Origin of the sequence: Pseudomonas sp. IPO3749, from assembly GCF_013386605.1 — a bacterium.
Classification (GTDB): domain Bacteria; phylum Pseudomonadota; class Gammaproteobacteria; order Pseudomonadales; family Pseudomonadaceae; genus Aquipseudomonas; species Aquipseudomonas azotoformans_A.
Map to the genome: position 1 here is coordinate 1 of NZ_JACARN010000073.1, position 9,367 is coordinate 9,367.

General features: G+C 55.4%; 7 protein-coding genes. All 7 read right to left on the reverse strand.

All coding sequences use genetic code 11. The features are described 5' to 3' along the window. Positions 1–2,216: ImcF-related family protein (locus tag HX812_RS25635; RefSeq protein ID WP_178949132.1), on the reverse strand; the 2,216-nt coding region annotated here is incomplete at its 3' end. Positions 2,217–2,225: 9 nt separating this feature from the next. After that, the gene (locus HX812_RS25640; RefSeq protein WP_038846789.1) at positions 2,226–3,458 is read right to left on the reverse strand and encodes a hypothetical protein; all 1,233 of its coding nucleotides are present in this window, start codon (positions 3,456–3,458) and stop codon (positions 2,226–2,228) included. A gap of 2 nt (positions 3,459–3,460) precedes the next feature. Continuing rightward, positions 3,461–3,724 (reverse strand): PAAR domain-containing protein, encoded by a 264-nt coding sequence (locus HX812_RS25645; protein ID WP_038846786.1) that lies wholly within the window; start codon positions 3,722–3,724, stop codon positions 3,461–3,463. A gap of 204 nt (positions 3,725–3,928) precedes the next feature. Further along, positions 3,929–4,429, reverse strand: a complete 501-nt coding sequence (locus HX812_RS25650) for a hypothetical protein (RefSeq protein WP_152514724.1) — start codon at positions 4,427–4,429, stop codon at positions 3,929–3,931. Position 4,430: 1 nt separating this feature from the next. Beyond that, on the reverse strand, positions 4,431–4,895 hold the full coding sequence (locus tag HX812_RS25655; protein WP_152514723.1) for a hypothetical protein: 465 nt from the start codon (positions 4,893–4,895) through the stop codon (positions 4,431–4,433). A 2-nt stretch (positions 4,896–4,897) separates the two neighbouring features. After that, positions 4,898–7,504 (reverse strand): hypothetical protein, encoded by a 2,607-nt coding sequence (locus HX812_RS25660; RefSeq protein ID WP_152514722.1) that lies wholly within the window; start codon positions 7,502–7,504, stop codon positions 4,898–4,900. A gap of 30 nt (positions 7,505–7,534) precedes the next feature. Then, a partial coding sequence (locus HX812_RS25665; RefSeq protein WP_178949133.1) for a type VI secretion system Vgr family protein occupies positions 7,535–9,367 on the reverse strand: 1,833 nt, incomplete at its 5' end.

Below are 9,367 nucleotides of genomic sequence, written 5' to 3' on the forward strand. Positions count from 1 at the left end.
TGTGCGGACTTCACCAACGATTCGGTTAACGCCTGAGTGCGAGCACCCGCCTGACCTTGATAAGCCAGCGTGTTCATCAGCGCAATCAGCGGGGATTGGCGCACATCGCTCATCAGCGTCAACTGGTCGATGACTTCGTCAAGGCTACCCGCTTCCTGCCAGCGCAGGCTGTTAAGCAGATCCAGCCAGGCACTGGCGTAGTCCTGGAAGTAACGTTCAGTGAGACGCTCACGGAGCTGGTCGGGGCTCAAGCGGGTGTCGATGTCGGTGGGTTTGTCGCTGAGGACCCAGTCGATCTCCTCGCGGCGAGCCTCGGCGATCTCGTCGATGGCTTGGCGCACCTGCCCCTCCCAGGCCTGCCGAGTGAATACGCCCGGCACGCTCGCACCGGTGGAGAACAAGACCGAGGCATCGGTATCACCCACAAGCTGGTGAAGGCCCAGGTCCGGGAAGTGATTGGCGGCGTCATCGAGCAACTGTTGATACAGGCTGGCTTCGGCATTGCGCTGGCCCAGCTGGCCGAGCAGCACCTGGCGGACCTGTGCGACCAGCCGAGGATCGGCCTCGATGCGCCAAGCGGGGTTCGCGGTCAGATGCTCGCCGTAGAATTGCCACAGGTTAGGTGTCAGGCTTTGCCAACGCCCCGGCGCAATGCCTGGGCGTGTGGGCTGGGTGTCGCCCAGGGTCTTGACCAGAAAACCGGCATCGGCTTTTTCCGGGCGCGCCATCATCAAATAGGCTTTAAGCTGGGCGTAGGCTTCACGTGCACGTTCAGCACGCGCGGGGCTGTCCGGGGCCAGCTTGACCAGTGCGCTGAGCTGTTGGCGCAGAGCCGCGGTCGCCGGATCGCGGATCAGGCGGTTGTTGGCCTCCACATAACGTGGCCACAACGTGTCGAGCAGAGCTTGATTTTGGTTCAAGCCAAAACGTTGGTACCACGGAGCACCGCCCTGGACACGATCATCCAGGCGCGCCAGCTCGCGGACCAATTCGTTCAGGGCCTGGAGTTGTTCGTCAGCTTGCGAAGACTGTTGCAAGGCGGAAAGTGAAGTGTGCACCTGAGCGATCTGCGCGCGATTGCTGACGAAAGACAGCAACAGTCCCGCCCCCCACAGTACGGCAAGCCCCAGGACCATCACATAGCCGACTCGATAGGGGCACCAACCCAAACGAAAGCCCGTGCCAGTCTTATCACCCACAACCCCTTGCCAGACCGCATCCTCGGACCAGAAGTGTGGGAGCGTGCTCTCGACACGTGACACCGGCAGGCTGAACCAAAGCCCACGCAGCGGCACGCTCCCGGCGAATTCGCCCAATATCGGCGTCAGTACCTGACGCCAACGAGCAATGCCCTTGGCCTGTAAATCGCGGGACAGTCGCAAGAGGAAGTCATGGGTCAAGGCATCCTGCAATTGCGCCAAACCCGCCTGACGCAAGGGGGCGAGCAGGCTATCCAGATTTTTTTCTAAGATCTGGGGAGTGAGGCGTCGTGGCAACAGGCAGCCTACGGGTTGGCTATCGCGTTGATCCTGAGACCATGCGCTGTCGCCAACTTGCCATAGGTGCAACGGCAACTGCCAACGTAAAGCACGGGCCAGACTTTGTAGACGACGGGCACCGGCGCTCATCGCGGCGGCATCGGTGCATTGGTCTTTGCTCAATGCCCAGACGACACCATTGAGTGCACGCCTGCGGCATAGGCCGCGCCATTGCTGAAGCAAAGAGTCTTGCGGCTCACCCTGGACGCTGCCAGCCCAGAGCAGCATGATGTTTTGCCCTTCCAGCCAACGCTGCTCAGCCAATCCAGGGGCAATCGCCTCGATCTGCTCAGGCTCACCGACCACCAACAAGAGTCGAATTTTGCGCCTCCAGAAAACCCCATAGCGTTCTCGAAGATAAGCAGCGTTGGGAACGGCACTTTGCGCAACCTGAGCAACCTGAGGTTTTGAACGGGCAATTTGGGGGAAGTCCTTTGCGTCTTGCTTACGATAGGCCGAACGCCCCAGTTCACGGCCCAATAGGTGGTAGCCCAACAAAAGCAGCACCACGATCAACGTGGTTGCAGCGATCACCACCAGCCAAAAAGTCTGGCGGTCGCTGCCAGGCTGAATGCTCAACCAATCCGGGTAGCGCCATACCACCACACCCAGCAGCGTGCCGGCCAACAACAGCGCGCCCGCCAGAACCCAGAAGCCTACAAAGCGTCGAAACTGCATTCGAGATCCCTATGTCGAAAGCGGCAACACAGGCGTCATCGCTGTGCTCCAGAGCTCTGCATCAGCGCAGCCGCTCCCGCTGAAAATGAACTGCGGCCCAGCGCCGCCCTGCATGGTTTGTGTTGCCGCAGCAATGGCCAGCCACGGTGCGGCTTTGTCTGAGTGCCCTAGCAGTGTGTCCAAATCGAGAATTCCTTGGTCACGCGTCACCGACATGGGTACCTCACCCAGTACGGTGTTTAGCGTTGCGTGACGTTGTGCCTCTATTCCTGCTCGCCAGACATGCCGCACCGATGTCGCATCCTCCGGTCCCCAGTTCAAGGCTTGAGTCACGGCATAGCTCAACGCTTCAGCCGATGGTTGCTGCTCGAGTTCCGGGCGGTGCAAAACAGCCACGGGAGACAGAGTCGTTTGCGTCAACCGGTTGCCAAGTAGCAACCCCACAACCACCTCCCCTGTTGCCTCGGGCTGCTTCGGTGCAAAGTGCACTGCAATCACCAGCAGCAGTGCCTGATCGTCGCTACGTTCATCGAGCCATTGGTCCACAGCGTGCAAACCACACCCCTCCACGGCGATGAACGTTTGACGGATACCTGACTTACTCAAGGCCTGTTGCCACACACGGTCCCATGCGCGATCCAACAAACCGGTCTCTACTTCCAGCAACACTGCCAGCTGCGTTTCATCAGGTAACTGCTTCAATGACGGAGCCAGTTCAATAAACAACTGCACCAGCGTACGCAGCAACGCGGGCTCGGGATCTTCACTCACATCGCCAGCCAAACGGCTGTGACGTAGCGTTACGCTATCCCGCCGGGCGGGTTGGGCCTTTAGGGCTTTGATACCCCCGAGCAACGCATCGACCTGTGCCGTGGGGCTTTCGTCCGGTTTGCGCAAGGCGGTATGCAGGCTTACGCTCAATACCTCCAGTGCGCGTCGCCCCTGAAGGACTCTCTGCATCAAATCGTGCTCACGGGCCTCATCCCAACCATCCGCAGCATGTTGTTTACCGAGGTAAACCAGCACTCTTGCGAAACTCAGTACACCCCATCCTAAAAACGAGGCGCCCAAGGCGAATCCCCAGAACATGAGCGACTGCCGGCCTGTCGGTTCAGTACTGAACAGCCACGCCCCCCCTCCCCCCAACAACAGGAACAGCATCAGCAGCCCTAACCACCGCCACATACGAGGGCGGGCCGGCCGCATCGCCAGGGCCGGTACCTGGTCCATCCTGACCGGCATGGCTAGCTGGCACCTGCAACGGGCAGCGATGAAATCAACGTACAGCCACATGCACAGGCGTGCCCTTCGAAGGCTATCGGGATGCCGTTGTCACGGAAGACCGGGTGGCCCTCGGAAATTTCAGTTCGACCATGGCCTGGGATTGGGCAGTCCACTGGGTCGCCCTCGCGGGCGACGCCGATGCCGCCGAACTTCATGGTTGTGGAACCGGAGAGGACCTCGCCCTCGCCGGTTGTTTTGTCGCCTATGCGGATGATGCCTTTCATGCAATACACCTCTTTTAAAAGACCAGCAAAAAGCAACTTAGCACTAAAACTTTAGACTCAATGAACCCACCAACTTAAAAATAGACCTCCGCTTAACACAACTTTCTCACGACCTTATATACCCCACACTCAAATACAGAATCACTTGGTTACGAACACCCCAAAGCATCGTCAACATCACACTCCAAGTGGGGAATCACCTTCTCAAGATCGTCTACATATATTTTTTTCACATGACACTTGTACAGCCGAGCCTTTATATGCATCAGAAACAACTATCCCAGCACTTCTCGCACCCTTTTCAACACCTTCACCATCGTAGTTGCTATAAAGGCCATACACATAAGAACCGATGTGAAATTTAATTACTTTGTAGTCAACCTGATAGCGAACAAAGTGGTTCGACTTGAAAGCATCAAAAGCAAAACCCGCATCAGGGAAAACAAGTTCTATATTTTTTTCTCGACCAAAGCGGTACTGAACTCCAGCCAAGGCACCATCAATATAGCTTGGACAGACTGTCAAGTCTTTTCCTCCGGCAACTTGGCACTGAAACAACGCGACCTCGTCATCACAAATTTTTCCCGGCTCTGCCCATATTGGATCGATCCAGAACACTGCAAAAAAGAAAACTATGCTTTTTACGAACAACCAGACACACTTAAGCGCTCTAGGTAATTCAATAGAACCATTTATCTGCACCATCTCAATTGTCCGCAACCCGGCTGGAAATTGGAAATACCAAACCGTCAATATCCGCATGAGCCCCGCATATTCCCAACCCAAGTGCGGTCGGGTCAACACCATCAGAAGACACTCTCAATAGATCGTATTTTTTTTCTATAAGCACCACGCCAAATTTCGAATCATACTCTAATACACCACCTTTAACAGCCATCTGAAAAGCAAAAAAACAAACATGCTGGTCGGCTTGAGCACTATAAAGCTCAACAAAATAACCAGAAGATTTTCTACTGATCTTCAAGGTATCTTTGAAGCTATTCGAGCAACTCTCTTCCGTCCCGGGAAATGTGCAAAAACTGCTATCCTTAGAATATTCACCAACCCAAGTAATATCGAGACCAGATTTTCGATCCCCCTGCCCCGCGCTCACCGAAGTAAAGACGACAACGAGAGCGCAGATAAATAAAAAAGACCATCCACTTTTCATTTCTACTTCCCTCCTCTTAAATAACGAGCCCTTTGTCGTCCCTTTTCGTACTGGGCCAACTCTGGAGTCTCCTCAATATAACGCGCCAACGACTCCCAATCATTCCCTGAAATATAAGGCAACTGCCTAGACCATATACTTCCTTGGTGATATGTAAAATCCACTGCAACATCTCTAATCCTTTCATTCAACTCATTCCATTTCGGCGAATTTGGGCTTGCCACTGATTCATATCTGCGTATGGCCGCAGCCTCGTATGCAGGATACAAAACGTCCTCAAATAGAGCTATTTGCTGCTGGTGAGTGATCGGCCCCAAGGCATCTCGGTTTTGCTTTACAAAAGCTTGGGCACTTGACCCAGAAAGTTTTGCGCCCAATGAAAAATTTTCTGCGGCCTTACTATCAACGCCGGCCTCAGTTAGCTGTGCATAAACTTGAGACCGAGTTCGATGTCGCATATCATAACCACGCCCAAGCGTGACTCCTGACTTACCGGCAGGCCAATGTAACTTCCGGCTAAAATACAAACTATCAACCAAATCATTACCTTCAGCATCAAATGTAACTTGCCCAAGTCGCACGGCCAGCCGCCCCTGTTCCACTGCTACATAAAAAGCCCCTGCCAAACCGATAGCATGTAGGTGATACACCTTCCCATCCGCCGGCAAACCAACCTTGTCCGCAACTTCTTCCCACCAATTTAACTGCTTAATTCGCTCCTTCTCCGCCAGCCAATTGATATGCGGAGTGGAACCACCATGACCAAACATCTCATCCAACCCATCCCACTTCTGCGTTTTGTAATACCACTCGCTTTCGCAGCAAATAATTAACTGCGAGATCGACTGGGCGTGGGCAGGCACTCGAATTGCGGTTTGGATTTCCTCAGCCGTAATTTTGTTATCGCGATCACGATCGATGATTTCATACAAACGCTTCTTGATTGGGCCTGCATCCCCCGCATCGGCTAGTGGGCCATAGCGTTGGAGTTGTTGATCTGTGAAACGATTAAGTGATCTTAGGAACGACGCCATAAACGCAGGAGCCGCGGTATAGTCCGTGATGACATCGTAGCCTTCCCATGCCCATGGACTGACCCATGGGGTAACACCCACTTCCTCACGCACCCAGCCATCCAATAGCGTGTTATTGGAATCGTTGAGAAGCTGTTGAAGGCGATACCAGTTGCAAGCCTTGCGTCCTTCCGCGGCAGGCACCGTAATTTTTTCTGCGGCAGGCAAACTATCAAGCAAACTTTTTGGGACCAGTAGATTGGCACCGCTTACTGCGTCAGCCGCACTGAAGCTGGGCAGTCGTTTGGCGTTGAAATGGTCTTGATGGGCCACGACGGCAGTGCCCTTTACGAGCTTCAGCCAAGTCTTGCTTGTGGTGGGCAGGTTCAGTTCCCACTCGCGGCACTTTTTTATGAATTTCTCCACATCATCGTCGCTGAATACCTCTAGATGCAGCTTCTTTTCCGAACGGTCGGCGGCGTAATCCTGGTAATCCCCAATATGACCTATCAACTCTCCAGCCTTGATAGGAATAGGCTCATCAATCACAGATATATCCTCAAGCTTCAGCGGTTTGCGCACACGTTGCAGCGATTTATAATGGATATATTGGTTGACGCGCTCCAGCTTGCGAAAGTCGCCCTCTCCGCTGACCATCACTTGCGATCCAATTGGAAGTTTCACACCAATTGTTTTACTGCGCGCACTTGCTTCGGCATAGACGTCAAGATCTTTCTCAGCACGATATTCACCATTCCCAGTAGCCTTCAAGTGATCAGCACGAACGTAACCAAGTAGTGAGCCTTGTGCATTTGGATCTTGCAAATAATGCGGTCCTGGAGTGCTCTCAAGCTTGCGGTACTCACCGTCACCACTGATCGTAATTTCTGCCCCGCGCGGCAGCCATTCAAACACTTTGCCTTGACGGGGTAGATTTCGCACGTTCAGTCCGCGCTGTTCAGAGGATCCGGGATGTTTATCCCCTGCGGTGTCTGGAACTAAGTAAACCTCACTTTCTGGCCAGAAAGCTGGTCGGGCAATGGCTGAAGCGTTTTGGTAGTGCGTCCAATTTTGCAAGTGCATATACAGACTGTAGAAGAACAAGCGGGGAGGAGTCTCCGATTGATCTTCAATTTTCGGTGCCTGCAGAACATGACGCACCAACACGAAGTTACGCGAGAAAGTTTTCTTTACCGCCAGTTTGTTAACTTGATAGGTCGTCATCGGTGCGTGGCTGTCGACTCGATAAGCCACCACCTCACCATCGGCAATACAGTGCACGCTGGCTTTATCTAAATCGCCCGAAGTGCCGCTGTCAAAGTGTACACCGCCGTGCCAAAGACCGCCTACACCCAGTGGATAGGTACCCGCCGCAGCGTTTGCCAACTGCGTTAGTTTTTGTAGTGGGTTGTTCTTATCCTTAAACGGGTGACTCCAATTTTTTATTGCCTCGGGTCGCAACTGCGCAGTTACCGGCGCCATATTTCGGAAGGGTTTTCCGTCTGGGGTTAGATAGAGTGGTTCCGGTGAGCTCTCCGATTGCGAGTCACGTGAACTGAATATATTGGCAAGCCGTTTGAAAACACCATCAGCCATGGTGCATTCCCTCCTGGTTACGAAAAGATGTCATCCCGAGAAAACCGTTGAACTCAAAGAGTCAGCGTCATACTCAGTCACCGAGGGAAGTTGGGGCATCTGCGCTACTTGTTCGGCAGCCCCCACCACATACTCGTAGCTCGCCGATTTGACGATGTAATCCCCTTCTGTCCCTGACTCGATGCTGAACGGGTCCAAAGTGATGTAGCTGCCGCCGGCATTGAGGACGATTTTCTTCTTGGCCGTAATGCGGATCTCGTCCTCTGTGCTGCTGATCTCCAGCCCATGGCGCGCCATCAGCTCCAGCTTGTCGTTCTGGGCCTGGATGCTTACCGCGCCCTGGTTGGCGATCAACTTGATACCCAGCTTGCGCACAAACACACTCAACCCCTGCCCCACGCCGATAAACAGGCGCTTGACCACGCTGATATCGGCTTGCCCACCGGCGTTCAGCATCAGGTTGTGCTCAGCGGCCAATTGCAGATGCTGACCGCTGGTGAGCGCGATGCCCTGCGGGGCACTGAGCAGGAGTACCGCCGATTGGAGCTGCTCCAGGTCTTTCTGCAACAGATTCAGTTGCGCCTGCACATCCGCCGGATCAGCCTGGCTGGCCTCGGCATCTACCGAGAGCGCCTGCAGTTGCTCGCCGGCCTGCTGCAACCGGCCCACGGCGGCGGTCATCTCCAGCATCGGCCCCTGCGCGCGGCGCTGCGCGTCGGCACTGATAAACAACCCCTTGCCGCCGCGAATCGCCCCCCAACCATCCGTGCGCAGTTCAAACCCTTCTCCACGCATTTTGCGCCCGGCATCCACCAGGTGACCCAGGTTAAGCTGGCTCTTGCCACTGTGTTCAGTACTGAGCTTGATATGCTCCTGCCCCCGCGTGTCATCCATGCGCAGTTTGTTGTTGGCCGGAGTGCGCAGCACGTTGCGCTTGTCGTTGCGCAGGGTAACGTGATCGACATGTTCACTGTTGTGCAGAGCATGGGCGATATACGGCCGGTCCGGGTCGCCCTGCTCGAAGGCCACCGCCACTTCGGTGCCGGCCAGCAGCGGTAAATGCAGGCCATAGGTGTCGCCGGCGTAGGGCCGGGCCAGGCGCAGCCAGACGCTTTCTTCACCGGCCTTCCAGCTGTCGCGATCGAACAGGAAGTTCACCCGGTAGCGCCCTTCCAGGTCGATATGCGCGTAGGGGTCATTGGCCTGCGGGCTGGTGACGCGGGCGGGGACGGTGCCGGCGATTTGTGGTTTGTCCTTCAGTTCAGGGCGAAAGCACACCGTTTCTGAATAGGGCATGGCCTGGAAGGTGGCCTCGAAGCTTTTATCGCGCGCGGCGGTGGTGGTCAGGCCAGTGATCACCACACCCGGGGCAAAAGCCTGGGGAGCACCGCCGCTAACCTTCAATACCTGACCGGGCATCAGGGTGGCGCTGCTACTGATGCCGCTGAACTGGGTCTGCCCATTCAGGTAACGCTCGTGGCGCAGCCGCGCGTAGAAGTAGCCGCTTTCGCTTTGCAGGTCTTCGTCCTGGGACAGCGCATCGCCGAGTACGCGGTAGGGTTCGGCATAGTGGTAGGCCTCGCCGTAGGTGGTGGTCGCGCCACGGCTCTGGTCGATCTCGCCGTTCAGGTGGGCGCGGGCATCGCGGTGCTGGTAGGCACGAAAATGCACGTGCTGTTCGACGACCTTGTGGCTCGACTGCAGGCTCCAGACGCCATCCTGGCCGCTGCTGCCCAGCCCGGATTGCGGGCGAAACGGCAGCTCGATATCGAACTGATAGAGGCGTTGATCGTCGCAAAACTCGACCACATCGATGCCCAGGCGTTCATCACTGCTGAAGCGATACCAGATGCCGATCTCGGC

Excerpts from the sequence above, each read along its gene's own strand:
- HX812_RS25640 (WP_038846789.1), bottom strand. The coding sequence starts at position 3,458 with ATGCCGGTCAGGATGGACCAGGTACCGGCCCTGGCGATGCGGCCGGCC.
- HX812_RS25645 (WP_038846786.1), bottom strand. The coding sequence starts at position 3,724 with ATGAAAGGCATCATCCGCATAGGCGACAAAACAACCGGCGAGGGCGAG.
- HX812_RS25650 (WP_152514724.1), bottom strand. The coding sequence starts at position 4,429 with ATGGTGCAGATAAATGGTTCTATTGAATTACCTAGAGCGCTTAAGTGT.
- HX812_RS25655 (WP_152514723.1), bottom strand. The coding sequence starts at position 4,895 with ATGAAAAGTGGATGGTCTTTTTTATTTATCTGCGCTCTCGTTGTCGTC.
- HX812_RS25660 (WP_152514722.1), bottom strand. The coding sequence starts at position 7,504 with ATGGCTGATGGTGTTTTCAAACGGCTTGCCAATATATTCAGTTCACGT.